This is a genomic window from Rhabdaerophilum sp. SD176 (genome assembly GCF_030143245.1).
Taxonomy (GTDB): Bacteria; Pseudomonadota; Alphaproteobacteria; order Rhizobiales; family Beijerinckiaceae; genus Rhabdaerophilum.
In genome coordinates this window covers 299,650-325,614 of sequence record NZ_JARJNS010000002.1, presented here as the reverse complement: position 1 = coordinate 325,614, position 25,965 = coordinate 299,650, and the positions used below count along the sequence as shown (strand labels likewise).

Here is a 25,965-nt window from a genome sequence, read left to right as displayed (position 1 = left end):
CCCTGTCTTCGCTGGCCGCCCCCGGCCAGCTACCGGGGAAACTGCCTCTTGCCGCGCCGCTCTGATACGCGCTTCGGATCGTTCTGGATAGCCCGCACCCTCCCCGCGGTGTTGACCGGGCTTGCCTTGCTGGGCGCACTGCCCGATCCGGCAACGGCGCAGATCCTCGGCAACCAGACGCCCGGAACGCCCGGCGCCCTTGACGGCGAATTCCGCCCCGCCCGGCCGGCTGCCGCACCGCCCGCGCCGAACCCGGCCGGCCTGCGCGGCCCGGAACCGGATCTGGTCGGCCCGGCAGCCAGCGCGCGCTTCGGGCTCAGGCGCAATCCCAATCCTGCCGCGAAACGCCAGCTCGGTTCCGGCCAGACCCGCTCCGGCGGGTTTGCCGGCGCCTCGCCCAGCGGCAGCAACCCGGGCATTTCGGGCAACGCGGCACCCCGCTCCCCGCGGGACCTCACAGCCACCCGCCTCGGCACCTTGCCCGACCCGGCGGCCGCCGCACCGCCCCTTGGCCGCCCCGGCGTGCCCTACACGGTTGCACCCGGCCTCCCCGCCCCGGCAACGCCGGCTCCGCGCCGCGCCCCGCGCGAGGATGACCCGTATGCCCCGCTCGGGATCCGGGCCGGAGGCTTCATCCTGCGGCCAGCAATCGAGATTTCCGGCGGCTACGACACCAATGCCGCCCGGTCCGCCACCAGCGCGCGCGGCTCGCCGCTTTATCGCGCCGAAGGAGAGCTGGCCGCCACATCGGACTGGACGCGCCACCAGCTCGACCTCACCCTGCGCGGGGCCTACACGGGCTACACCGCGATCGACAATGCCAATCGTCCCGAAGGCGATGTCCGCGCGGCATTGCGCCTGGACGCCACCCGCGACCTCGCGCTCGAGGGCGCCCTGTCTGCGCGGGTCGATACCGAAAACCCGACCAATGTGAACCTGCCGGCCGGCACATCGACGCGGGTTCCCTATTACAATTTCGGCACCGCGCTCGGTGCAACGCAGCGTTTCGGCCGGCTCAGCATCGGCCTGCGCGGCACATTGGACCGGGCCCTTTATTCCGATGTCGAATCCGGCGGGGTTACCGTCTCGCAGGAAAGCCGCAACCTCGTGACCTATGGCCTTCGGCTCCGGGCCGGCTATGAGGTCACGCCCGGGATCACGCCCTTCGCCGAACTCGGTCTCGACAGCCGCGTGCATGACCTTGCCGTCGATGCCGGCGGGTTCCGCCGGGATTCGCGCGGGTTGACGCTGCGGGCCGGCTCGACCTTCGAACTGGCCCGGAACCTCACCGGCGAGGCCGGGGCCGGCTATACGTTCCGCCATTACGAGGATGCGCGCCTCGCCTATCTTCGGGCGCCGGTCGTCGATGCCGCGCTGACATGGTCGGCCTCGCCGCTGACGACGCTCAATCTCCGCGCACAGAGCGAGGTCGTCGAGACCACGCTGGCCAATTCGGCCGGCGGTATCGCCTATCGCGGCACCATGACGCTGACCCATGCCTTCCTGAGGAACTTCACGGCGACAGCCACTTTGGGCCTGTCACGCACCGACTACGAGGGCGTCAACCGTGTCGAGACGGGGCTCAATGCCGGGATGCGCCTCGAATACCGGTTCAACCGGCTCGTGGCCTTGCGCGGCTCGTATGCCTTCGAGCGGCTGAACGTCAACACGCCGGGCGAAAACTATCAGGCGCACACCTTCCTGCTGGGCATGCGCCTGACGCGGTAAGGCCCCGCGCGCCCTCAGAGGCCGAGGATTGCGGCGGCCTGCTTGCGGAATTCCGGGGCGATATCCTCACGGGCCATGGCGTAGGCCACATTTGCCGCCAGGAAGCCCAGCTTCGAGCCGGTATCATAGACCTGCCCGTCAAACCGGACGGCGTGGAAGACCTGGCTCTGGGCCAGCTTGAGCATGGAATCGGTGAGCTGGATCTCGCCGCCCGCGCCCCGTTCCTGCTTCTCGAGCAGGTCGAAGATTTCCGGTTGCAGGATGTAGCGGCCCGAAATCGCGAGATTGGACGGCGCTGTGCCACGCGGCGGCTTCTCGACCATCGCCTCGATCCGCGCGACCTTCTCGCGCGAACCACCGACATTGACGATGCCATATTGATGCGTCTCGTCATCGGCCACGGGATAGACGCCGATCAGGTTTCCACCCTGCCGGTCATGGGCCTCGATCATTTCGGCGAGGCAGGGCTTCGGGCCGAGATGCAACATGTCCGGCAAGAGCAAGGCGAACGGTTCGTTGCCGATCACATCTCGCGCACACCAGACCGCATGGCCGAGGCCGAGCGGCTCCTGCTGGCGGGTAAAACTGGTGGCGCCTGCCTTCGGCGTATCCTGCTCGAGCTTCGCGAGTTCCGCCGTTTTCCCCCGCTGGCGCAAGGTGGCCTCCAGCTCGTACTGGCGGTCGAAATGATCCTCGATCACCTGCTTGTTCCGGCCGGTCACGAAGACGAAATGCTCGATCCCCGCCGCCCTGGCCTCGTCGACGACATGCTGGATCACCGGACGGTCGACAACCGTCAGCATCTCCTTCGGGATTGCCTTCGTCGCCGGCAGAAATCGGGTACCAAGGCCGGCCACCGGAAACACGGCCTTTCGGATACGGTGGGACATCGGATCTTGCCTCATGATCACGACCCGGAGGTCAGGTCGACACATACGGGTGCTAGGGATTACTGCCTTAACGCTCCTTGAACAACAAGGCGCTACGCTCGTTATTCTTAATGCTGCAAAGGACTTGGCATGGCGATTCTGGTCACGGGTGGTGCGGGCTATATCGGCTCCCACATGGTTCTGGCACTGGTCGACCGCGGCGAGACCGTCGTTGTTGTCGACAATCTCTCGACCGGTCATCCCTGGGCCCTGCCGCCGGGAATCGTCCTCCGGGGGGGCGATATCGGCGATGCCGCGTTCCTGGAATCGGTGATCCGGGAATTCGCCATCACAGAGATCGCGCATTTCGCGGCCAAGATCGTCGTGCCGGAATCGGTCGCCAATCCGATGCTCTATTATGGCAACAACACAGCAAAGAGCCGTATGCTGATCGAGACCGCCATCCGCTGCGGAGTGGAACGGTTCATCTTTTCCTCGACGGCCGCAGTCTATGGCGATGTCTCGGGCGATCCGGTGGACGAGACCACCCCGCCCATGCCGGTCTCTCCCTATGGCCGATCGAAACTCATGACGGAATGGATGCTGCAGGATGCTGCGGCCGCCCATGGGCTCAAGTTCATCATCCTGCGCTATTTCAATGTCGCCGGCGCCGACCCGCAGGGGCGCACGGGCCAAAGCTTCCCCAATGCTACGCATCTGATCAAGGTTGCCGTCCAGACGGCCCTCGGCCAGCGCCCGCATCTCGACATTTTCGGCACCGACTATGCCACACGCGACGGCTCCTGCATCCGGGATTATATCCACGTCACGGATCTCGCGACCGCGCATGTCGATGCGCTGAACCATCTCCGCCGGGGCGGCGACAGCATGATCCTCAATTGCGGTTACGGCCGCGGCTTTTCGGTGCTCGAAGTGGTCGATGTCGTTCGGAAGGTGACGGGCGTCAATTTCGAGGCCCGGCTTGTTCCCCGCCGCCCGGGTGATCCGGCGACCATTGTCGCCAAGTCGGAAAAGATCCGTGCCGCGCTCGACTGGACGCCGAAACACGATGACCTCGAGGAAATCGTCTCGAGTGCCTTCCGGTGGGAGCGCAAGCTGGCCGGCCGCAATGGTTGATCCCGCGAGCCGCACGCCTACACTCTGCTGATTCTGTGACGAGGCCTCCCATGACCTTGCCTGACATGACGCTGCCTGCGATGCCTCGCCTGTTCCGGTCGCTGATCCTTGCCGGCAGCCTCGCCCTGCTATCTGCCCTGCCGGGCTCGGCCACGCAGCCGCGTGCATCGGCACCGGCAGCCCAGCCGGATAGAGCGGGCTTCCAGGCGTTCCTGAACCGGCTCTGGCCGGATGCGCAGAAGCAGGGCATCACCCGGCAGACCTTTGATCTGGCCTTCCGCGGTGTCACCCCGGACGGCTCGATTGTCGCGTTGACCCGCAAGCAGAGCGAGTTCGTGCGGCCGATCTGGTCCTATATCGATTCCGCGATTTCCGCCTCGCGCATGGAGCGGGGCCGGGCGGCAGCAGAGCAATATGCCGGAACGCTCGCGGCCCTGGAGCGCAAATACGGCGTCGACCGCCGCGTCGTCCTGGGCGTCTGGGGCATGGAGACCAATTTCGGCTCCTTCACGGGCGACAAGGATGTCATCCGCTCGCTCGCGACGCTCGCCTTCAAGCGCTACCGTGACGACTTCTTTCGCGATGAATTGCTGGTCGCGCTGCGCATCCTGCAGGATGGCCATGTCGAGCGCTCGGCCATGCGCGGCTCCTGGGCCGGCGCCATGGGGCAGACCCAGTTCATGCCCTCCAGCTTCATGAAATACGCCGTCGACGGCAATGGCGACGGTGCTCGGGACATCTGGGGCACGATCCCGGATGCGCTGGCTTCGACGGCCAACTACCTGGCGAGTTTCGGCTGGGAGAGCGGTGTCCCCTGGGGGGTCGAAGTGCGCCTGCCCGAGAGGTTCAATCTCGCCGGTGCGATGGGCATGCATGATTTCGGCAAATGGAGCGAGGCCGGGCTGACCCGCATCGGCGGCGGCGCCCTGCCACGCAAGGGCCAGGCCATGCTCTACCTGCCCGCGGGAATCCGCGGCCCGGCGCTGCTGGTCACCGAGAATTACCGGGTCATCAAGAAATACAATTCCTCGGATGCCTATGCGCTCGGTGTCGCCCATCTCGGTGACCGGCTGCTGGGCGGCGCGGCTTTCCAGGCCGGCTGGCCGCGCAACGAGAAGCGCCTGACGATGGATGAGGTCAAGCACGTGCAGCGCAAGCTGGTCGCCATGGGGCTGCCGGTCGGCAAGGTCGATGGCCGTATCGGCGAGATCTCGCGCGATTCGGTGCGCAAGGCGCAGGCCAAGCTCGGCCTCCCGGCCGATGGCTATCCCGATCACGCCTTGCTGGCCCGCCTGAAGAAGGCCCCCTGAGACCCGGGCATTCCCCTTGCCAGCGCGCCCGCCCCTCGCCAGAGTGCGGGCATGAACCGGATGACGCACGCCATCAGCCGCCTGCTGCTCGCATGGGCCTGCCTCGTTCTGGCCCCGGCGCCACCTTTGCGCGCGGAAGGTGATGCCTCGGTCCAGAGCTGGCGGATCATCCAGGCGGCGCCGCGCGTTGCCCCGGCCCAACCGGGCCAGACCTACCGCGCCCGCCGCCGCTACGATATGCCGCGCAATCTCTATCCCGACGACGCGACGCTCGGACTGATCCTGCCAGAGGTCACAGTGGCCCTGCCCGATCCCGCGGAGGGGACGCGGCCGCGCATTATCGTCATCGGGGATTCCATGGCCGATGCGCTGGCGGCTGGCATGAATGCCGACCCGGCGATCAAGGCGGATCTGGCGTTGTTTCCGAAGACAGTCAGTTCGTCCGGCCTCGTGCGTGAGGATTACCATGACTGGCCGAAGGCTTTTCGAGAGATGTTTTCCGCCGCCCCGGATGCGGCAGCCGCGATCGTGATGATCGGCCTGAACGACAGGCAGGCGATCCGCATCGGCGAGTCCAGCCTTGAACCCCTCGGCGACGCCTGGCTGGATGCCTATCGCCAGCGCGTCGACACGATCATCCGGCTGGCGCAGGAGGCCCGGGTTCCGCTGGTCTGGGTGGGGCTGCCCGTCATGCGCTCGCCTCGTCTTTCACAGGATATGGCGACGCTCAACGCTCTCATCCGCGACCGCGTGACCCAGGCCGGCGAGACCTTCGTGGAAACCTACGAGAGCTTCGCGGATGGCAGCGGGGGCTTCACGGCGACCGGTCCGGATATCATTGGCGATATCGTACGCCTGCGCGGGCCTGACGGCATCCATTTCACACCGGCCGGGCAGCGCAAGCTCGCGTTTTTCGTCGAGAAGCCGCTTCGCCTGCGCATCCAGGACCGGCTCAACGCTGCCTCGGCCGCGCTGGCATCCCCGCTCGCCGTACCGCCGCAACAGGCCCCGGCCGGTGAGGCCATCGCCTCGTTGCCCGCCGGCATCGTTCCGCCGCCGATCGAGCGCGCGATCACGCTTCCGGCGCCGGCAGCTGCTCCGCCTGCAGTGATCCGCCAGCGCCCGGAAATCGGCGAGATCCGCCAGCTCGCAGTTCAGAATGCGGCGCCGGCCCTCGCGGCAAGCCAGGCGCCGGCGATTGCCGACCCCGTCACCCGCGATCTCTTCGACCGTGGCCTCGCCCCCGAGCCCCGCACCGGCCGCGCCGACGATTTCCGCTGGCGCTAACTCTCTCGCCGGGCGAGAAATACGGCCTGCTCAGGCTGCGGCGGCCACGCCACCATCGGCAAGATGGCAGGCCACGATCCGCCCTTCGGACAGGACGGTCCGGCGCGGCGCCTCGACAGCGCAGCGCGGGCCGGCCAGCGGGCAGCGCGGATGGAAATGGCAGCCCGGAGGCGGGTTCAGCGGAGAGGGAATCTCGCCCTTGACGGTCGAAAAGCTGCGCTTGCGGGCATCGAGCCGGGGCACGTTGTCGAGCAGCGCCCGGGTATAGGGATGGGCCGGTTCGCGGAAAATCTCGTCCGTGCGCCCGCTTTCGATGACCCGGCCGAGATACATGATGAAGATGCGGTCGGAAATATGCCGCACCACGCCGAGATCATGACTGATGAACACATAGGCGAGGCCGAGCGCTTCGCGCAGGTCCATGAAGAGGTTGAGCACCTGCGCCTGGATCGAGACATCGAGCGCCGCGACCGATTCATCGCAGACCAGCAGCTTCGGCTTCACCGCCAGTGCGCGGGCAATGCCGATCCGGGCGCGCTGCCCTCCGGAGAACTGGTGTGGAAAACGCCGGCGATAATCCGGATCGAGCCCGACCTGCCGGAACAGGGTGGCGACATACTCTGCCTGCCCGGCCGCATCGACAAGGCCATGCACGCGCGGCGCCTCGCCCACGATCTCGCCGGCGCGGATGCGCGGATTGAGCGACGACATCGGGTCCTGGAAGATCATCTGCGCGCCGAGCGTGAAGGCCTGCCGGTGGGCGGAATCCATCATTGCGATGTCTTGCCCGCGCCAGAAAACGCGGCCTTCGGTCGGCTCGTGGATGCCGGCAATGACGCGGCCGAGCGTCGACTTGCCGCACCCCGATTCACCGACCAGAGCCACAACCTCGCCTTCGGCCACGCTGAGATCCACGCCGTCCACCGCATGGACAACGGCTTCCCGGTTGCTGGCGCCCATCATGTTGGCGATGCGGCCGGCCAGATCGACCGGTTTCACGAAGCGCTTCGAAATGCCTTCGATACGCAGGAGTTCTTGCGCGGCCATTACGCGGCCTCCTCGGCGGGAACAGGGTTGATGCAGCGATAGGCGCGGCCATGGCTGCCCTGCGCGAGGGGCGGCGCACCGGCCCTGCAGGTCTCGACCGCGCGGCTGCAGCGCGGTTCGAAGGCGCAGCCCGGCGGCAGCCGCCCGAGCGAAGGCGTCGAGCCGGGGATCTGCATGAGCCGCTTGCCCGGCATGGAATCGCCTGGAACCGATCCGATCAGGCCATGCGTATAGGGATGAAGCGGCCGGTCGAGCACATCATCGACAAGGCCCTGCTCGACAATGCGGCCCGCATACATCACGGCAACGCGGTCAGCGAGGCCGGCCACGACGGCAAGGTCATGCGTGATCCAGACCAGAGCCGTGCCGCTTTCGGCACAGAGCTTCTGCACCTCGGCGAGGATCTGGCTCTGGATCGTCACGTCGAGCGCGGTGGTGGGTTCATCCGCGATGATCAGCGCCGGCCGGTGGATCAGCGCAATGGCGATGGCAACGCGCTGCCGCATGCCGCCCGAGAACTGGTGCGGATAGGCCGAGAGCCGCTCTTCCGGCGAGGGAATGCCGACCTGCGCCAGCGCCTGCACGGCCCGGTCACGCGCGGCCTTCTCCGACACCTTTTCATGGGCGTGGACAGCCTCCATCATCTGCGTGTCAATGCGCAGGACAGGGTTGAGCGTCATCATCGGGTCCTGGAAGATCATGGCGAGCGAACGTCCGCGAACCGCCCGCATCTCGGCCTCTGTCCGTCCGACCAGCTCCTCGCCCTTCAGCCGGATCGAGCCCGAGACAATGCGTCCGGGCGGGTCAATCAGCCCCATGATCGAGAAGCCGGTCACCGATTTGCCGGAGCCGGATTCCCCGACAAGGCCAAGCACCTCGCCAGGCGCCACGGTGAAGGAGACGCCATCGACTGACTTCACCACGCCGTCACGCGTGAAGAAATGCGTGGCGAGATTGTCGACCGCAAGAACCGGTTCGGCCATGATCATTTCTCCAGCCGCGGGTTGAGCACGTCGCGCAGGCGGTCGCCGACGAGATTGATCGCGACGATGGTCAGCAGCAGCGCGAGGCCGGGGAAAAACGAGATCCAGTATTTGCCCGACAGCATGTACTGGAAGCCGTTGGCGATAAGCACGCCGAGCGAGGGTTCGGTCTGCGGCAGGCCGACACCGAGGAAGGACAATGTCGCCTCGAGGCTGATCGCATGCGCGGTCTGCACCGTGGCGATGACGATGACCGGCGCGAGGCAGTTCGGCAGGATGTGGCGGAACACCGTCCGGGCATGCGAAAGCCCGAGCGACCGTGCCGCCTCGACATATTCCTTGCGCCGCTCCACCAGTGCCGAGCCGCGCACCGTGCGGGCATAGTAGGCCCATTGCACGACGACGAGAGCGAGGATGATCTTGTCGATGCCCTTGCCGAGCAACGCGACAAGGATCAGCGCCACCAGCACCGAGGGGAGCGAGAGCTGGAGATCGACGACACGCATGATCAGCGTCTCGATGCGGCCACCGGCATAGGCGGCGATGAGCCCCAGCACGAGGCCGAGGGTTGCGGCAATCACGCCGCTGAGCACGCCCACGGTCAGCGAGATGCGCAGCCCGTAGAGAATGCTGGAGAACAGGTCACGCCCCATCCCGTCCGAGCCGAGCAGCATGTCGAAACCGTCACCCGCCTTGGCCCCGGGCGGCTGCCGCGAATCCATGATGTCGACCTTGCCGAGATCATAGGGGTTCTGCGGCGAGATGAAGGGCGCCAGCAGCGCCATCGCGACGATGACAAACAACAGGACCAGGCCGAACACGGCGACGCGGTCCTCGGCGAAGCGGGCGGCGAACCGGGCGAATTCGCCCTGCGCCGGAGCCGGGTTCGAAGTCGTTGCGCTCATGACTGGCTCCCCGTGAGGCGGACGCGCGGATCGAGCGCGGAATAGAGGATGTCGACGATCAGGTTGATCGTCACGAAGAGGAGCACCACCACCATCACGTAGCCGACGATGAGCGGGCGATCGAGGCGCTGGATCGCTTCCAGCAGGAGTTTGCCCATGCCCGGCCAGGCGAAGATGGTCTCGGTGACGACGGAGAAGGCCACCAGCGAACCGAATTCCAGCCCGAGCACGGTGACGATGGGGATCATGATATTCTTGAGGATGTGAACACCGATGATGCGGCGCGGAGACAGGCCCTTGGCCCGGGCGAATTTCACGTAATCCTGAAGGCTTGCCTCGCGGGCGCCAGAGCGCGTCAGCCGGATCACCAGGCTGATCTTGAGCAGGGCCAGGTTGAGCGCCGGCAGGAAGAGATGCCGCCAGCCCTCGAGGCTGAACAAGGAGGTCTCGATGCCGAGGATCGACATCACGGGACCTCGCCCCGTGGCGGGGAGCCAGCCCAGCATCACCGAGAACAGCATGATCAGCATCAGCCCGACCCAGAACGTGGGCAGCGAGAAACCGAGAATCGAGACAGCCATGATCCCGCGCGAGACCGGATGTTCCGGCTTCAGCCCGGCGAAGAGCCCGTGCGGAATGCCGATCACGATGGCGAGGATCAGGGCCGCGAGGGCCAGTTCAAGGGTTGCCGGCATCCGGTCGACGATGAGGCCGATGGCCGAGGACCCATGCACATAGGACCGGCCGAACTCGCCCCGCAGCACATCACCGAGGAAGGTCAGGAACTGGATATAGACCGGCTGGTCGAAGCCGAAGGTGCGGCGCACCTCCTCGACCTGCTCCTGCGTGGCATCGCCCGGCACCATCATCCAGACAGGGTCGCCGATCACATAGGTGCCGAAGAAGACGAGAACGACCATGGCGACGACGACGAAGAACGCCTGCGCAAGCCGCCGGATGACAAAAGCCAGCATGGAAAACTCCCCGGGGAGGCAATCGCGCCAGGACAGGTACACGCCTTGAGGAGCAGCGGAGCCGGACGGCCCCGCTGCTTCTTGGCGGTTACGGACGCACCGACATGGCGAGGGTGTATTCGTCGGTCCGCGGCGTGACTTTGAGGCCCTTCTTCGCCGCCCAGGTATTCTTCTGGTAGTGGATCGGGATCAGCCCGACATCGCCCATGACGATCTCGGCGGCTTCGGCCAGCAGCACGTTGCGCTTGTCAAAATCGACCGTGGAGAGCGCCTTGTCGAGCACGGTATCCATGGCCGGGTTCGAATAGCGGCCGCGATTGGCCGAACCGCGCCCGACCTTCGGATCGAACGTGCCGAGCAGGGCGCGCAGCGAGTCACTCGGCTCGCCGGTCCCTGCGGACCAGCCGGCCATTATCATCGAGAATTCCGGCTGCTTGTCCGGACCACCGCTTGAGGCGCGCGAGAAGAACACCGCCGGCGGCAGAGTCTCGACGCTGGCTTCGATGCCGACGCGGGTCAGCATCTGGGCCACGGCCTCGATGATCTTGGTATCGTTGGTATAGCGGCCATTCGGGCCGTGGATCGTCAGCTTGAAGCCGTTCGGGTAGCCAGCCTCGGCCAGCAGCTTGCGTGCGCCTTCGACATCATAGGCGACCGGCTTCAGCTTCTTCGACGTGCCGGCATAGGAATCCGGCAGCATCTGGCTGGCCGGCACGGCCTCGCCTTCCATGATCCGCTCGACGATGGCCGGGCGGTTGATGGCCTTGGTGATGGCCTGCCGCACCTTCAGATCATGGAATGGGTTCTTGATCTGGCTGCCATCCTTGCCCTTCACGAACGGGGTTTCGGCGCGGTAGCGATCCATGTGGAGATAGACGAGGCGGTTCGAGAGCGCACTCGCGACCGACACTTTCGGATCCTTGGCGAGGCGCTGGGCGTCCGCCGTCGGAACCGTCTCGATCACATCGACATCGCCCGAGAGGAGCGCCGCAACACGGGTCGGATCCGACTTGATGAAGCGGAACGTCACCTTTGCCCACGGCTCCTTGTTGCCCCAATAGGCATCGTTGCGCTTGAGGACGAGCCGGTCACCGGGCACGAACTCGACAAACTGGTACGGACCGGTGCCCACCGCGCCCTTGCCGGCATTGATATCCTCGGTCGTCGCATTGGCCGAAGCCTTGGCCGACATGATCTCGATATTCGCGAGATGGTTCAGCATCAGCGCCTCGACCTTGGGCGTCTTCACCCGGAAGGTCAGGTCATCGACCTTCTCGATCGTCTTGCCGCGAATATAGGAGGTCTTCGGCGCCGGGGACTTCGGCACGTTCGGCACGCGATTGAAAGTGAAGATCACGTCATCGACCGTCAGCGGCGAGCCGTCATGGAACTTGACATTGGCCCGGAGCTTGAACTCCCAGGTTGTGTCATCGATGATCTTCCAGCTCGAGGCAAGGCCCGGGCCGATCGCCTGGTACTGGTCCATGAAGACCAGCGTCTCATACATGTGCCGCGCAATCTGGTTGTTCGGCGTCAGGTTGTGGTAATGCGGGTCAGCCGAGCTGGGCTCGGAGGACATCGCGATCTTCAGCTCCTGCGCGGCGGCGGGCAGCGCCCAACCGCAACCGAGCACAACCGCCATCAGGGCGGGCTTAAACAGTGTTCGCATCATCGTCTCCCTGCGGACAGGCCGGGGCTCCTTGAGGACGTCTCCCGGCCGGCAATGCACCATTCTCACGTCAGCCCGGATGAATGTCCAAGCGTAAATTGCGAGGCCGGCACGATAACGTGACACTACTATTCAGTTCAGTTATTGTCACTGAAATTGATATAACTGAAAGGCATGGGTCTATGCAGGAACCCGCAAATCCCGGCCGACGGCCCACCCTCCGGGAACTGGAGGTTCTCCGTACGCTGATCCTTTTCGGCAAGGCCACAGCAGCAGCCAGGAAACTCGGGATCTCGCAGCCCGCCGTCTCGCGGGCGATCCACCAGCTCGAGGAACGGACGGGATTGACGCTGTTCCGGCGCGAGGGCGGGCGCCTCCTGCCGACCGCCGAGGCGCTCGCGCTGCATCAAGAGAGCGAGCCGATCTTCCTGACCTTCGAACGGCTGGAGCGCGTGCGCTGGCGGCCGGAAGATGCCAGCCCGGTCCTGCGGGTCGCAGCACCGCCGACTCTCGCCCATTGGTTCCTGCATCGCCTGCTGGGCGAGTTTTCGCGCTCCGAACCGGAAACGCGAATCTATGTCGAGATCGGATCCGGGCCCGAAGTCGTGACCATGATGGCCAATGGCAACATGGATCTCGGCCTCGTCGATTCCGGGCCTGATCATGCCGGGGTCCGCTATCTCACCTTCCGGTCCTCGGATGCGCATGCGATCCTCCCGCCGGGCTCCCCCCTTGCCGACCGGCCGTTCCTCACCCCGGAAGACCTGCATGACCAGCCCTTTATCGCGCTGGCCCGGCGCTTTCCGTCCCGCACCCAGTTGGAGCGCCTTTTTCTTGGAGCGGGCGTCGAGCCGCGCATCCTGATCGAGGTCTCGACGGCCGTCGCGGCCTATGAATTCGTTCGGGCCGGGGTGGGAATGACGATCATCAACCCCTTCCCGATGTCGTTGCGGCACGACCCGGATATCCGCTTCATCCCGTTCCGGCCCAGCATTCCCTACCAGACCTCCTTCGTGCTGCCCTCGATGATGCCGCCCTCTGCGGTGGCGCGCCGTTTCATCGATTTTGTTCGCAAGCATCAGCTGGAAGACGGATACTCGCTGCCGATTCGCTCTCTCTGAGCCTCCATGCCGGGATCCCTGCCGATGTCGCCCGATTACGAAGCCGAATACAACAACCGGGCCCGCGTGCCGGAACATCCCGGCATCATCGCCGGCTGGTCGTCAGATGCCGCCGCCTACCGCGCCGCCATGCCGCATGAGGCGGGACTCGCCTACGGGCCCGGCGAGCGGCACCGCTATGATCTCTTCCCCGCCGCCGGCGAAGGGCCGGTCCTGCTCTTCATCCATGGTGGCTACTGGCAGGCGCTCGACCGCAGCTTCTTCAGCCACATGGCCGCGGGCCCCAATGCCCGCGGGCTGACGGCCGCGATCATGGAATATGATCTCTGCCCGAACGTCCCGATGGCCGCGATCGTCGAACAGACGCGACAGGCGATCCTCGATCTCTGGCGCCGGACCGGCCGCCGCGTCGTGCCCTATGGCCACTCGGCCGGCGGCCATCTCACCGCGATGGCCCTGGCGGTCGACTGGAAGGCACTCGACCCCGCCGCACCGGGAGACCTTACACCCGCCGGCCTCGCCATTTCCGGGCTTTTCGATCTGCCGCCATTGGTCGGCACCTCGATCAACAAGGCTTTGGGCATGTCCGAGGCCGAGGCCCGGCGCCTCTCGCCGATCGTGCATATGCCGCCCGCAGGCCGCCGCCTCGTCGCTGCAGTGGGTGGCGCGGAAAGCGCCGAATATCTCCGCCAGAGCCGTGATATCTGCCGGGTCTGGCAGAGGCATGGCATCGACACGACCTGCCTCGAACTCGCCGGCGCCAACCATTTCACCGTGATCGCCGGATTGGCTGACCCTGACAGCGAATTAACCGGCCAACTGGTCAGTCTTTGCGGAGCCTGAGCGCAATCAGGCTCACGATCTCGAAAAGGATCTGCGCGCCGGCCTGCGCGGTATTGCTCGTGGCATCATATTGGGGCGCCACCTCGACAACATCGCCGCCGACAATATCGAGCCCCGCCGCGCCACGCAGCAAAGCCATCGCCTCGCGGGTCGAGAGCCCGCCGGCTTCCGGCGTCCCCGTTCCCGGCGCGAAGGCGGGATCGAGGCTATCCACGTCGAAGGACAGATAGACCGGCCCGTCGCCCACCACCTTGCGCATTCGGGCGATGGTCTCGTCCACGCCGAGACGGTGGAATTCCTCGGCATGGATCACCGTCATCCCGCTTTCATAGGAGAATTCCCAGAGATACTCGGCATTGCCGCGGATGCCGATCTGGATCACCCGTTCGGGATCGAGCACGCCTTCCAGCACCGCCTGCCGGAACGGCCCGCCATGATGGAAACGCGTGCCCTCATAGGGCGCACTCGTGTCGCAATGGGCATCGATATGGATCATCCCCACCGGCCGCCCGCGCCCCAGCGCCTTGAGGATCGGCAACGTGATGGAATGATCCCCGCCGACCGAGACCGGCCGGCAGCCCGCCGCGGCGATCGGGCCGTAGAAGGCTTCGATATCCTCGTGGCTCTCGGCAAGGTTGTAGCGGCTGCGGAACGGCACATCGCCGATATCGGCGATCCGGCATTCCGCCAGCGGCACGATGCGATGAACCTCGTGATAGGGCCCGATCCGCTCCACCTGCCGCACGGCCCTTGGCCCGAAACGCGAGCCGGGCCGATGCGTCACGCCGAGATCCATCGGCACGCCGATCAGCGGCACATCCAGCGCGGAAAACGCCTTGTCCGATGCAATCTCGGGCCGGTAAGGCGCATCGAGGAAGGTGGAGATGCCCTCATAGGGCTTGGCCCGGCGGTCCTTGCCGGTGAACAGCAGGTCAACGACCTTCCTGAATTCGGGGTCATGCACATCGGTGGCCCCAGCCCCGCTGTAGCGGGCGCGGAGGGCCTCGAGTTTCTTCGGATCCATGGTCAATCCTCGCGTTGCCGCGAAGAGTGGCAAGCCCGAGTGGCGAAGGCAAGCGCCGTTGGCCCGACCTCAGACCGTGACCTGCGCGCCGAGCTCGACCACACGCCCGGTCGGGATATGGAAGAAGTCCGTCGCATTCGCCGCCGTCCGGGACAGGAAGATGAAGAGATTGTCCTGCCAGAGCGGCATGCCGGACGTTGCCGCGGCCTTGATCGTCCGCTTTCCGAGGAAGAACGACGTCTGCATGATGTCGAAATCCAGCCCGCGGCGGCGCGCCAGCGCGAGGAAATGCGGCACGCGCGGCGTTTCCATATAGCCGATCCGGACGACGATCCGCTTCACATCCTCGCTGAGTTCCTCGATGAGGAGTTTCTCCGATTCCGGCACGCGCGGCATGTCCTCGGTGCGGATCGTCAGCATGATGTTGCGCTTGTGGAGCACCTTGTTGTGCTTGAGATTATGCAGCAAGGCACCGGGCGCGGTCTCCGGATCGGCGGTGAGGAACACCGCCGTCCCGGCCACGCGGACGGGTTTCGATTTCTCGAGCATCTTGATCAGGTCGACCAGCGGCACCGAATCCCTGCGCGACTTCTCGTTGATGATCCGCGTCCCGCGGACCCAGGTCCACATCATCAGGATCAGCACCGCGCCGAAGATCAGCGGCATGTAGGCGCCATCGGGGATCTTCAGGCAATTCGCGCCGAAGAAGATCAGGTCGATCGCAAGGAACGGGATGCCGAACAACGCCACGCGCCAGTTCGGCCATTGCCAGACATAGCGCGCGACGATGAAGAACAGCCCCGTATCCGCAAGCATGGCTCCCGTCACGGCGATGCCATAGGCCGAGGCAAGCGAGCTCGAGGTCTTGAACGACAGCACCAGCGCGAAGACGCCGAGCGCCAGCAGCCAATTGACCTGCGGGATATAGATCTGGCCGAGCGTGGTCTCGGAGGTATGGCGGATCTCGATGCGTGGCAGCAGGCCGAGCTGGACTGCCTGCTGGGTCAGGGAGAAGGCGCCGGTAATCACGGCTTGGCTGGCGATGATGGTCGCCACGCCCGACAGGATGACCAGCGGCAGCACGGCCCATTCCGGGGCGAGCAGGAAGAACGGGTTCTCGATCGCCTTGGGATCGGTGATGTTCTTGAGCACGAACGCGCCCTGGCCGAGATAGTTCAGCGTGAGGGCCGGGAAAACGAAGAGCAGCCAGGCGAGCCGGATCGGGCGGCGGCCGAAATGCCCCATATCGGCATAAAGCGCTTCGGCACCGGTCACAGCGAGGAAGACGGAGCCCAGCACCAGCAGCCCGATCACGCCATGGCCGGCCACGAATTCGGCCGCGTGATAGGGGTTGAACGCGGCGAGGATGCCGATGTCATCCTCGATATGCATGATGCCGAGCACAGCGATCACGGTGAACCAGATCACCATGATCGGGCCGAAAAACCGGGCGACGCTCTCGGTGCCCCGGCTCTGCACCAGGAAAAGCGCGAACAGGATGGCAATCGCCAGCATGATCACGTTCCACTGGTCGGTGAAGGCGGGGTGGACGAGCTTGAGCCCCTCCACGGCCGAGAGCACCGAGATCGCCGGGGTGATGATCGAATCACCGTAGAAAAGGGCTGCGCCCATCACGCCGAGCAGGAAGATGACCGGGCTGCGCCGGCCGAAAGCCTGCTGCGCCAGCGCCATCAGCGAGAGCGTGCCGCCCTCGCCCTTGTTGTCGGCACGCATGATGAAGATGACATATTTGATGGTGACGACGACAATCACCGCCCAGATGAGCAGCGAGACGATCCCGATCACTTCGGCGCGGGTAATCCCGTCCTTCGCGGCGTGATGGACAGATTCCTTCAGCGCATAGAGCGGCGAGGTGCCGATATCGCCGTAGACCACGCCGACGGAACCGACGGCCAGCGCGAAGGTGCGCATGGGGCCCGACAATCCGGCCCCGTGCCCGCCATGATCCTCATGCGGCCCGCCCGTCGACGAATGATCGCCCATGCCGGAATTCCCTTGTTCGATAGGCCGGCAGGACAAGCCGCGCCTGTCTCGTCCGTAACCCGTCCGGGCCTTGCTGCAGCGCAAGGCAAACCGGTCGGGGCGGCGCGCCTTATACACCCATCGCCCGACAGCGGATAGCCCGGTTTTGTCCGCAGGGCGGATAACCGCACCGCCCTTCCGCTTTGGAACCTTTCCCAAGAAGGGGCTGGAATCCGGGCGGCGATTGGCGTAAATCACGGCGCCGCGCGGCGGGAAGCTGCCGTGCCACGCCGCCGCCCTGCCCGGCGACGCGAAGGAGAGATGAGATGAGCACGCCGACCACCCTGTATGACAAGATCTTCGACGACCACGTGGTGGATCGCCAGCCGGATGGAACCTGCCTGCTCTACATTGACCGCCATCTCGTCCATGAGGTCACCTCGCCGCAGGCTTTCGAGGGCCTCCGCATGACGGGCCGCAAGGTCCGTGCCCCGGAAAAGACCCTCGCCGTGGTCGACCATAATGTCCCCACCTCCGACCGCTCGAAAGGCATCGAGGAAGAGGAAAGCCGCATCCAGGTCGAGACGCTGGCGCAGAACGCTGCCGATTTCGGCGTTGAATATTACTCCGAGCGCGACAAGCGCCAGGGCATCGTCCACGTGATCGGCCCGGAACAGGGCTTCACCCTGCCGGGCACGACCATCGTCTGCGGCGACAGCCACACCTCTACCCATGGCGCTTTCGGGGCCCTCGCCCATGGCATCGGCACGTCCGAGGTCGAGCATGTGCTCGCCACCCAGACGCTGATCCAGAAAAAGGCTAAGAACATGCGCGTGCAGGTGGATGGCACCCTGCAGGGCGGCGTCACCGCCAAGGATATCGTCCTTGCCATCATCGGCGAGATCGGCACCGCCGGCGGCACCGGCTCGGTGATCGAATATGCCGGCTCGGCCATCGAGGCGCTCTCGATGGAAGGCCGCATGACCGTCTGCAACATGTCGATCGAGGGCGGCGCCCGCGCCGGCCTGATCGCGCCGGACGAGAAGACCTATGCCTATCTCGAAGGCCGGCCGAAAGCGCCGAAGGGCGCCGCCTGGGATGCGGCCCGCCGCTACTGGGACACGTTGCGCACCGATGCCGGCGCACATTTCGACCGGGTGGTGACGCTGGATGCGAACAACCTGCCGCCCATCGTGTCCTGGGGCACCTCGCCGGAAGACGTCGTCTCGATCACCGGCGCCGTGCCGGATCCTTCCGTTATCCCGGACGAGACCAAGCGTGAATCGAAGATCCGCGCCCTCGCCTATATGGGCCTCGCCGCCGGCACGAAGATCACCGATATCGAGCTGGACGTGGTCTGGATCGGCTCCTGCACCAATGGCCGGATCGAGGATCTGCGCGCCGCCGCCAAGATCCTCGAGGGCAAGACGGTCTCCTCGCGCCTTGATTACGCGATGGTCGTGCCGGGCTCGGGCCTCGTCAAGGAACAGGCCGAGGCCGAAGGTCTCGACAAGATCTTCATCGCCGCCGGGTTCCAGTGGCGCGAGCCGGGCTGCTCCATGTGCCTTGGCATGAACCCGGACCAGCTCAAGCCGGGCCAGCGCTGCGCCTCGACCTCGAACCGCAATTTCGAGGGCCGCCAGGGCTTCAAGGGCCGCACGCATCTCGTCTCGCCGCAGATGGCGGCCGCTGCGGCCATTGCCGGCCGCTTCGTGGATATCCGCACGATCGGCTGAGGCCATAGCTTTTTCCGATCTGACGGAAGCCGGCAGATCGCAGAAAAGGCGTCCGGTCGACAGGGCCGGGCGGAAGACCCGGCCCGGGCACCCGCCTAACCGCAGATGCGCCGGCGCTCGACCCTCACCCCCCAGGGGGTGGGAACGGCATAGGACACCCAGCGGCAGCGATAGGGGCCCAGCCCCGCCCAGCCGGGCCGGATCGGGCGCATCGCCCCCGGGCCCCAGCCCGGCGCCCAGCGCGCGCAGGTGCCGCGCAGATCATGGTACCGGGAGATACAGACCCGGGCTTCGGCCTCGCGCGGGGCCGCGACCAGCCCCGCCGAGAAGGTTCCGCCCGCCAGAACGGCGAGCATCAGGAATGAGCGTTTCATCGGAGCGACCTCCTTTCGCGGCGGGATTGCCGCATGGGAGGAGAATGCCGCGCCGTGGCCTGGCCCGCCGTGTGATGCAGCACCGGCCGAAGGGGGTTGACCTCGGGCCCGGGAAGGCCAACATCGCCCCCATCACCCGAGGTGCCGCCCCATGACCGAAAAACGCCCCGACGATTCCGGCACGTTCCTCTCCTCCTCGCTCGCGCGGGCAGGCGAACATTTCGCGGCGAAGGATGCGGAAAAGGCCGATGGCATCGAGCGCTGGGCCACGCGGATCGGGCGCGGCCTGTCACTGATCGCGTTCATCGGCCTCGCCTGGTATTTCGGCTACCAGCTGAAATGGTGGTGAGCCGGCCCTTCCCCGCACGGGTGCAAAGGGCTAGATAGGGGATGTGCGGCGCAATATGCGCGGCTCCCTGTCGTGTATTATCTTAAAGCGTGCACCCGAAGACCATGGCAACGTCCCGCTTCCCCTCCGCCTCCTGGGCGCCGATGCAGGCCCCCACGCTCGAGGATTTCGAAGCGATGGCCGACGAGGCCTTCCGGCAATTGCCCGAATCCTTCCGCACCCTCTGCGGCACCGTCATCATCCGGATCGAGGATTTCCCGGATGACGAGGTGATCGAGGCGATGGAACTCGAGACCCCGTTTGACATTCTCGGCCTGTTTCACGGCCACGGGATGACGGAAGCCGGTGCCGTGCCGGAAACCGGGCAGGGCCCGAACATGGTCTGGCTCTATCGCCGGCCGATCCTCGATTACTGGGCCGAGAACGAGGAAACCCTCGGCGCCGTCATCACCCATGTCCTCGTGCACGAGATCGGCCATCATTTCGGCCTCTCCGATGCCGATATGGAAAAGATCGAGGCCGCCGCGGGCTGAGCGCGGCGCTTTCAGCCCATCAGGCGCCGCAATTCCCGGTCGAGCTGCTCGACGTCCGGCACGCCGAGCAAGTGGATCACCTTCTCGACCCGATCGCCGTCGTTGTCGCGGAACTGCCCCAGGGACAGGCTGAGCGTGCCGGTCCCTGCTGGCCCCGCCCGCCGGGTGATCTCGACAATGCGCGAGGGCGGCAGGCTCGTCAGGCTGATCGCTTCGCCGAGTTCCGCCGTGATGAGCCGCTTTTCGGTCAGCACATGCACGGTCCGGCGGGCCTTGCGGGCCTCGAGGAAGGGCTTCGCCAGCATCCACAGCCCGATCAGCACGAAAGGCAGGCCGAAAAGCGGGAAAATCCAGATGAGAACCGCCCCGACGCCTTCCGGCCTCTGCCCCGGCTCGGCGGAGAAGAACGCCGCCAGCGCAATCCCCTCCCAGGCCAGCGAGAAGGCCGTCCAGGGCACGGCAAAAAGCCAGAGCAGGGCCGCCCGCCAGAAGGCAAGCCCCGGCGCGGGCTGGCCCGCCCAGAGGATCGGCTCGCCCGCCAGCTCGCGCGTCAACCGCTGGAGTGCCTCCCGCGGAAGGGAATGCATGCCGTTCATCGGATCCAGCCCCCTGAAGGTATCCGCCCGGACCCTGCCAGAGGACCCTTAAGGACCGGCAAAGGCGATCATCGGATGTCCGGCTTCGCCCCGCATGCCCGGAGGCTTGAATCCGCTGCGGAATGCGGTATCACGCGCTGATCAGGAGTTCTGCCATGCAGCCGTTCAAGACGCTCACCTCCACCCCGGCCCCGATGAAGGTGGTCAATGTCGATACCGACATGATCATCCCCAAGCAGTTCCTGAAGACGATCAAGCGCACCGGCCTCGGCAAGTCGCTGTTCTTCGAGATGCGCTATCACGAGGATGGCACCGAGAACCCGGATTTCGTGCTGAACAAGGCGGCCTATCGCAAGAGCGAGATCCTGATCGCCGGCGACAATTTCGGCTGCGGCTCCAGCCGCGAGCATGCGCCCTGGGCGCTGCTCGATTTCGGCATCCGCTGCGTGATCTCCACCAGCTTCGCCGATATCTTCTACAATAACTGCTTCAAGAACGGCATCCTGCCGATCACTGTCTCGCCGGAAGATCTCGACAAGCTCTTCGACGATGCCGATCGCGGCTCGAATGCCACGCTCACGGTCGATCTCGAGGCGCAGGAAATCCGCGGCCCGGATGGCGGAACGGTAAAGTTCGAGATCGATCCGTTCCGCAAGAAATGTCTCATGGAAGGCCTCGACGATATCGGCCTGACCATGGAAAAGGCACCGAAGATCAACAGCTACGAAGCCAAGGCCAAGACCGAGCGCCCCTGGCTGTGAAACGCTGCGGCCCCGCGCCGCGCGGGGCGGAAAACGCCCTCATGGTGAATCTCCGTTAACGACGGCGCCTTATTTTGGCGCCGTTATCGTTGGAGACTGCCCGCATGAAGCGCTTCGGCCGCCTGCCCCTTATCGCCCTTGCTCTGGCTGCGGTCATCGGCCCGGCGCAGGCCGATTTTGCCAGCTGCGTCTCCGGCCTGCGCAGCCATGCCCTCGGGCAGGGCATCAGCGGCGCCACCTTCGACCGGATGATGTCCGGCGTGACGCCCGACATGAAGATCATCGAGGCGATGAGCGCGCAGCCGGAATTCCGCACGCCGATCTGGGATTATCTCGCCACCCTCGTCGATGACCAGAAAATTGCCGAGGGCCGAGCGATGCTGGCAAGGCATGCCTCTGTCCTTGCGCGCATCGAGCAGGCCTATGGCGTCGACCGGCATACCGTGGTCGCGGTCTGGGGCGTCGAGAGCGATTTCGGTCAGGTGCCCGGCCGCTGGTCACTGCCGCAGGCCCTCTCCACCGCCGCCTGCTTCGGCACGCGCAGGCGCGAGTTCTTCCGGACCGAACTCGTCTCGACGATGAAGATCGTGCAGCGCGGCGATCTCGATGCCGAGAAACTGCGCGGCTCCTGGGCCGGCGCCTTCGGGCACACCCAGTTCATCCCCTCGACCTATCTCCGCCTCGCGGTAGATTTCGATGGCGACGGACGCCGCGACCTCGTGGACTCGATCCCCGACGCCCTCGCGTCCACCGCCAATTACCTGAAGAGATCCGGCTGGATCACCGGCGCGAGCTGGGGCTACGAGGTGCGTCTCCCGGCCGGTTATGCCGGGCCCTCCGGCCGCACCGGCAAGCAGGATCTCGCCAGCTGGGCGGGCCGGGGCATCACCCGGATCGATGGCAGCGCGCTGTCAGGCCTGCCGGCGGCGGGTCTGCTTCTGCCGGCGGGACGCAACGGCCCGGCTTTCCTCGTCACGAAGAATTTCGACGCGGCCTATGCCTATAACGCCGCCGAGAGCTACGCTCTCGCCATCTCGATCCTGTCCGACCGGCTGCGCGGCCGCCCCGGCATCCGCACGCCCTGGCCGACCGATGATCGCGGCCTTTCCCGCGCCGAGCGCAAGGAATTGCAGGAACGGCTGGTCCGCGCCGGCTACGATGTCGGCAAGCCCGACGGCGCGATCGGCCCCCTGACCCGCGCCGCGATCAAGGATGTGGAGGCCAAACTCGGCATGCCGCAAACCGGTCGTGCCGGTGGCAAGGTGTTCGACTCCCTGCGCTAGGACCGGCCCTTGGCAGGCCGCCGGCGGTCAGAACTTGATGTAGCCGAAGCCCTGCCGCTGGAGATGGATCAGCTCGGCGACGCCGGCCTGGACCAGATCCGTCTCGCGCACGCCATGCAGCGTATCAAGCCCCACCCGATAGGCGTCGAGCGTATTGGCGCAGACGCGGAAGCGCACGCCACGCTCGCGGAGGGAATCGACCGATCGGGCAAGATTCGGGCTGCTGCTGGCCCGCCGGAGAATATCGATTCCGTCGCCCTGGAGGATCACCTGGATCTCGGCAGGATCCGGTTCGAGCGCCTGGAGGTGGTTGTTGAGCACCGCGATCAGCCGGCGGGCTTCGCTCTCGCGATCGCGCCAGGAGCCCCGGGTCGAGACATGATAAACCACCTTCTGCGGCCCGTAATCGACCATCGGCGCCCGGGAAACCGGCACTGCGGCAGCTTCCGGCGCGAAAGCGAGGACGGAAGGGCCGAAGACGATGGCAGCCCCGGCAAGGGTGACGAGCATCAGCGAGAACGCGGCGCCGGCCAGGAAGGCTCGAATCGGCATGGATCACCTCTTGCCCGCATGCAGCATCCTCTCCTTGTCACAGAGAGCCGGATCGAGCCAGCCAAAGGAAGAATTTACCTTAATCGAAAGGCGCTTGCGGCCAGCCCCGGGCTTCTGTAGTCAACCCGTGCCGCGCCGGGATGGCGCCACTCGGTTTCTGTCGGAAAGGGTTAGACCATGGCCTCCTTCAACCTCCTGCTGCTGCCCGGTGACGGGATCGGGCCCGAAGTGATGGCCGAGGTGAAGAAGGTCGCGGATGCGCTCGGCAAGGCCGGCCTCGGCACGTTCGAGACCGAGACCGATCTCGTCGGCGGTGCGGCCTATGATGCCCATGGCAAGGCCGTCGCCGACAGCACCATGCAACTCGCCCTTTCGGCCGATGCCGTGCTTTTCGGCGCCGTTGGCGGGCCGAAATGGGCAAAGGTCCCCTATGAGCATCGCCCGGAAGCCGGCCTGCTGCGCCTGCGCAAGGATCTCGCCCTCTTCGCCAACCTGCGGCCGGCAGTCTGCTATCCGGCCCTGGCCGAGGCCTCGTCCCTCAAGCGCGAGGTGATCGAGGGGCTCGACATCATGATCGTCCGCGAACTGACAGGCGGCGTCTATTTCGGCGAGCCGAAGGAAGTGGTGACGCTCGAGAACGGCCAGAAGCGCGCCGTCGATACGCAGGTCTACACCACCCATGAAATCGAGCGCATCGCCCGCGTCGCGTTCGATCTTGCCAAGGTGCGCCGTGGCAAGGTCACCTCGACCGAGAAGCACAACGTCATGCGCTCGGGCGTGCTCTGGAAGGAAGTCGTGACACGCATCGGCGCCGAGGAATATCCGGATATCGAGCTGGAACACCACCTCGCCGATGCCTGCGGCATGCAGCTCGTGCGCTGGCCCAAGCAATATGACGTCATCGTCTGCGACAATCTCTTCGGCGACATGCTCTCCGACGTGGCTGCCATGCTGACCGGCTCGCTGGGCATGCTGCCCTCGGCCTCGCTCGGCGCGCCGGATGCTGCAACCGGCAAGCGTAAGTCGCTTTACGAGCCGGTCCACGGCTCGGCGCCGGATATTGCCGGCCAGGGTCTCGCCAACCCGATCGCCATGATCGGCTCGTTCGGCATGGCCCTGCGCTATTCCCTCGGCCTTGGCGAGGCGGCGGATCTCGTTGATGCAGCGATTGCCGATGTTCTGGCTTCAGGCCTGCGCACGCGCGACATCGCGGCCAAGGGCGCCAACGCGGTCGGCACGGTCGAGATGGGCGATGCCATCGTCGCCGCCCTGCGCAAGCGCCTCTGACTGCGCCATTTTGCGCTGCCGGAACGATAAAGGGCGCCGCGAGGCGCCCTTTTTGCTGGAACCCGGTTTGTCGCGCCGCAGATCAGCGCCAGAAAATCGGTGATTCAAACGGGATGCCGCGGCCCGAGGAGAAGCGGTCCGGCAGGAGCGAGGGCGAGCTGCCGCGCGCGCCGAACCGGGCTGCATCGGAGGGGCCCTGCGTATCATAGACATAATTCTGCATGGAACCGACGGGCACCTGCCGGCCGGCATCGAGCCAGGAACGCGGCTTGACCTCGATGACGAGACGGTTCGAGCTCTGCGCGAATGCGGAGCCGGCCAGGAAAACGGTGAAGGCGGCAAGGGCAACGACGCGCATGGAACTCTCCTCGTATGGCTGGATTAACCATGACAAGCAGTGCTTAACACCTCGTTAGCGTAACGCAATTCTGAATCCTGCGCCGGCCGTTATCAAGGTCGCCGCTGTGATGTTTTCAGCGCAGGCAGGGGCGCCTCATGGTCAAGCCAGGTTATCTTCCGGCCCGGCTGGCGCTGGCTCTGGCACCCCTTCCGCTGGCGCTCGGCCTGCGCGAAGAGGCGGCGGAGGGGCTGGTCCTGCCCCGCGCCGACAAGATCGATCCGGTCGATGAAACAGACGAAGCTGACCCGGTCCGCCGGGCGGTCCTTCGTGCCGCAATACCAGCCGGCCAGAACCAGCCCGGACGTATCGTTCCGGCGGAAAGCAAGGCATGCCATGCGGCTGCTGTCCGAGGCGAGATGCGCCTCGGCAACCTCCATCGAGCCGAACTTGGTCATGACATCCTGCGCCGCCTGCAGGCGCTCGATCGAAACGCCGATTTCCGCGGCGCGACGCGCGAGGTCGGGAAACAATGGCCGGGCCGTCGGCAGCCCGTTCTCAAAGCGCTCGATGACGAGATGGATCGCGGGCCGCTGCAGCGAATTCGACTTCGGCTGGCTGTTGGTCCAGAGGAAGCTGTCCTGCCGGGTCTGCCGGTCCTTCGTTGCAACCCGATGGACGAGTTCCGCCTGCTCAATCTCCGGTGCCTCGACATGATAGACGGCGAAGGGCTTGCGGACGGGCATCCACACATCACGGGCCGGCGGTGCGAGCTGCACCCGGAAAGGCTCGGCCGCGGGCTGGGCAGAGAGGACCTGTTGGGACGGATCATTTGCAGCCAGATCCCGGGCAGGCTCGACAGCGGGGGCTGGCCCGGCCGCTGCCGCGTTCGAAGCGGCAGCCGTCGCGATCATGTCCGGCTCCCGCTCGGGAAGGACCATGGCGGCCAGCCACGCCGAGAAGACAAGCGACAGGATGACGGTGATGGTGGTGGCGGCCCGATGGTTCCGTGCCGCCCGGGCGAACATCAGCGAGAACCCGGCAGCCAGCGCGACCAGGGTCAGCCAGCAGGCCGAGGCCATGGCGGCAAGCCGGGAGGCGCGGCGACGTTGGCCCAGCGCCTGTTCGACGGTCATGCTGGGTACCGGCGGAAAATCGGCTACCTCTGCAAGCAGCCTTGCCATGCCCCTCATCTGTTCACGCCCCTTGCAGGCTTCGCCCGCTTTCCCATCCAGCGGCGAAGATGACGCGGAAATGCGAGCAGGGACTTACCGGCG

General features: G+C 65.8%; 25 protein-coding genes. 12 read left to right on the top strand and 13 right to left on the bottom strand.

Annotated elements, in window-relative coordinates:
- The first annotated feature begins 48 nt into the window (after positions 1–48).
- Positions 49–1,728 (top strand): outer membrane beta-barrel protein, encoded by a 1,680-nt coding sequence (locus P0652_RS05310; protein ID WP_284177729.1) that lies wholly within the window; start codon positions 49–51, stop codon positions 1,726–1,728.
- Positions 1,729–1,742: 14 nt separating this feature from the next.
- Here the strand turns inward: P0652_RS05310 and galU are convergent, their stop codons facing one another.
- On the bottom strand, positions 1,743–2,618 hold the full coding sequence (gene galU / locus P0652_RS05305; protein ID WP_284177728.1) for a UTP--glucose-1-phosphate uridylyltransferase GalU: 876 nt from the start codon (positions 2,616–2,618) through the stop codon (positions 1,743–1,745).
- A 129-nt stretch (positions 2,619–2,747) separates the two neighbouring features.
- Here galU and galE point away from each other — a divergent pair, with 129 nt between their 5' ends.
- The 3 genes from galE to P0652_RS05290 are packed head-to-tail and all read left to right on the top strand — an operon-like array spanning position 2,748 to position 6,331.
- A complete protein-coding gene (gene galE, locus P0652_RS05300; protein WP_284177727.1) occupies positions 2,748–3,734 on the top strand; it encodes a UDP-glucose 4-epimerase GalE in 987 nt (328 codons plus the stop codon).
- Between the two features lie 50 nt (positions 3,735–3,784).
- Positions 3,785–5,044: a lytic murein transglycosylase gene (locus P0652_RS05295; protein WP_284177726.1), complete on the top strand. Its 1,260-nt coding sequence runs from the start codon at positions 3,785–3,787 to the stop codon at positions 5,042–5,044.
- Between the two features lie 51 nt (positions 5,045–5,095).
- The gene (locus tag P0652_RS05290) at positions 5,096–6,331 is read left to right on the top strand and encodes an SGNH/GDSL hydrolase family protein (RefSeq protein ID WP_284177725.1); all 1,236 of its coding nucleotides are present in this window, start codon (positions 5,096–5,098) and stop codon (positions 6,329–6,331) included.
- A gap of 30 nt (positions 6,332–6,361) precedes the next feature.
- Here P0652_RS05290 and P0652_RS05285 read toward each other — a convergent pair whose 3' ends face one another.
- From P0652_RS05285 to P0652_RS05265, 5 genes are all read right to left on the bottom strand, one after another.
- Positions 6,362–7,378 carry an ABC transporter ATP-binding protein gene (locus tag P0652_RS05285; protein WP_284177724.1) on the bottom strand — a complete coding sequence of 339 codons (1,017 nt, stop codon included), beginning with the start codon at positions 7,376–7,378 and terminating at the stop codon, positions 6,362–6,364.
- On the bottom strand, positions 7,378–8,361 hold the full coding sequence (locus P0652_RS05280; protein ID WP_284177723.1) for an ABC transporter ATP-binding protein: 984 nt from the start codon (positions 8,359–8,361) through the stop codon (positions 7,378–7,380). Before P0652_RS05280 ends, P0652_RS05285 begins: the two co-directional genes overlap by 1 nt.
- 2 nt (positions 8,362–8,363) lie before the next feature.
- Positions 8,364–9,266, bottom strand: a complete 903-nt coding sequence (locus P0652_RS05275; protein ID WP_284177722.1) for an ABC transporter permease — start codon at positions 9,264–9,266, stop codon at positions 8,364–8,366.
- A complete protein-coding gene (locus P0652_RS05270) occupies positions 9,263–10,240 on the bottom strand; it encodes an ABC transporter permease (protein WP_284177721.1) in 978 nt (325 codons plus the stop codon). Before P0652_RS05270 ends, P0652_RS05275 begins: the two co-directional genes overlap by 4 nt.
- Positions 10,241–10,328: 88 nt before the next feature.
- On the bottom strand, positions 10,329–11,909 hold the full coding sequence (locus P0652_RS05265) for an ABC transporter substrate-binding protein (protein ID WP_284177720.1): 1,581 nt from the start codon (positions 11,907–11,909) through the stop codon (positions 10,329–10,331).
- Between the two features lie 182 nt (positions 11,910–12,091).
- Between P0652_RS05265 and P0652_RS05260 the strand changes: the two genes are divergently transcribed.
- Entirely contained in the window at positions 12,092–13,030 is a 939-nt protein-coding gene (locus P0652_RS05260; protein WP_284177719.1) for a LysR family transcriptional regulator, read from the top strand.
- A gap of 6 nt (positions 13,031–13,036) precedes the next feature.
- Positions 13,037–13,873: an alpha/beta hydrolase gene (locus tag P0652_RS05255; RefSeq protein WP_284177718.1), complete on the top strand. Its 837-nt coding sequence runs from the start codon at positions 13,037–13,039 to the stop codon at positions 13,871–13,873.
- Here P0652_RS05255 and speB read toward each other — a convergent pair.
- Together speB and P0652_RS05245 are read right to left on the bottom strand one after the other, a co-directional pair.
- Entirely contained in the window at positions 13,854–14,903 is a 1,050-nt protein-coding gene (gene speB / locus P0652_RS05250; protein ID WP_284177717.1) for an agmatinase, read from the bottom strand. The two genes, P0652_RS05255 and speB, sit on opposite strands and share 20 nt — an antisense overlap.
- 63 nt (positions 14,904–14,966) lie before the next feature.
- Positions 14,967–16,901, bottom strand: coding sequence for a potassium transporter Kup (locus P0652_RS05245; protein ID WP_502947461.1), 1,935 nt, complete (start codon positions 16,899–16,901; stop codon positions 14,967–14,969).
- A 305-nt stretch (positions 16,902–17,206) separates the two neighbouring features.
- On the opposite strand from P0652_RS05245, the gene leuC reads away from it, so the two are divergent.
- Positions 17,207–18,616: a 3-isopropylmalate dehydratase large subunit gene (leuC, locus tag P0652_RS05240; protein WP_284177716.1), complete on the top strand. Its 1,410-nt coding sequence runs from the start codon at positions 17,207–17,209 to the stop codon at positions 18,614–18,616.
- A gap of 95 nt (positions 18,617–18,711) precedes the next feature.
- On the opposite strand, the gene P0652_RS05235 is transcribed toward leuC, so the two are convergent.
- The gene (locus P0652_RS05235; protein ID WP_284177715.1) at positions 18,712–18,990 is read right to left on the bottom strand and encodes a hypothetical protein; all 279 of its coding nucleotides are present in this window, start codon (positions 18,988–18,990) and stop codon (positions 18,712–18,714) included.
- 151 nt (positions 18,991–19,141) lie between these two features.
- Here P0652_RS05235 and P0652_RS05230 point away from each other — a divergent pair, with 151 nt between their 5' ends.
- Both P0652_RS05230 and P0652_RS05225 read left to right on the top strand, forming a co-directional pair.
- Positions 19,142–19,339 (top strand): hypothetical protein, encoded by a 198-nt coding sequence (locus P0652_RS05230; RefSeq protein WP_284177714.1) that lies wholly within the window; start codon positions 19,142–19,144, stop codon positions 19,337–19,339.
- 104 nt (positions 19,340–19,443) lie between these two features.
- Complete coding sequence (locus P0652_RS05225) at positions 19,444–19,872, top strand: metallopeptidase family protein (protein WP_284177713.1); 429 nt, start codon at positions 19,444–19,446, stop codon at positions 19,870–19,872.
- An 11-nt stretch (positions 19,873–19,883) separates the two neighbouring features.
- On the opposite strand, the gene P0652_RS05220 is transcribed toward P0652_RS05225, so the two are convergent.
- Positions 19,884–20,459 (bottom strand): hypothetical protein, encoded by a 576-nt coding sequence (locus P0652_RS05220; protein WP_284177712.1) that lies wholly within the window; start codon positions 20,457–20,459, stop codon positions 19,884–19,886.
- A gap of 164 nt (positions 20,460–20,623) precedes the next feature.
- Here P0652_RS05220 and leuD point away from each other — a divergent pair, with 164 nt between their 5' ends.
- Together leuD and P0652_RS05210 are read left to right on the top strand one after the other, a co-directional pair.
- Positions 20,624–21,229 (top strand): 3-isopropylmalate dehydratase small subunit, encoded by a 606-nt coding sequence (leuD, locus tag P0652_RS05215; protein ID WP_284177711.1) that lies wholly within the window; start codon positions 20,624–20,626, stop codon positions 21,227–21,229.
- A 104-nt stretch (positions 21,230–21,333) separates the two neighbouring features.
- Positions 21,334–22,512, top strand: a complete 1,179-nt coding sequence (locus P0652_RS05210; RefSeq protein ID WP_284177710.1) for a lytic murein transglycosylase — start codon at positions 21,334–21,336, stop codon at positions 22,510–22,512.
- Between the two features lie 27 nt (positions 22,513–22,539).
- Here P0652_RS05210 and P0652_RS05205 read toward each other — a convergent pair whose 3' ends face one another.
- The gene (locus tag P0652_RS05205) at positions 22,540–23,064 is read right to left on the bottom strand and encodes a DsrE family protein (protein ID WP_284177709.1); all 525 of its coding nucleotides are present in this window, start codon (positions 23,062–23,064) and stop codon (positions 22,540–22,542) included.
- A gap of 177 nt (positions 23,065–23,241) precedes the next feature.
- On the opposite strand from P0652_RS05205, the gene leuB reads away from it, so the two are divergent.
- On the top strand, positions 23,242–24,351 hold the full coding sequence (gene leuB / locus P0652_RS05200; RefSeq protein WP_284177708.1) for a 3-isopropylmalate dehydrogenase: 1,110 nt from the start codon (positions 23,242–23,244) through the stop codon (positions 24,349–24,351).
- Positions 24,352–24,433: 82 nt separating this feature from the next.
- Here the strand turns inward: leuB and P0652_RS05195 are convergent, their stop codons facing one another.
- The gene (locus tag P0652_RS05195) at positions 24,434–24,709 is read right to left on the bottom strand and encodes a hypothetical protein (RefSeq protein WP_284177707.1); all 276 of its coding nucleotides are present in this window, start codon (positions 24,707–24,709) and stop codon (positions 24,434–24,436) included.
- Between the two features lie 92 nt (positions 24,710–24,801).
- Entirely contained in the window at positions 24,802–25,872 is a 1,071-nt protein-coding gene (locus P0652_RS05190; protein WP_284177706.1) for a hypothetical protein, read from the bottom strand.
- Between the last annotated feature and the right edge of the window lie 93 nt (positions 25,873–25,965).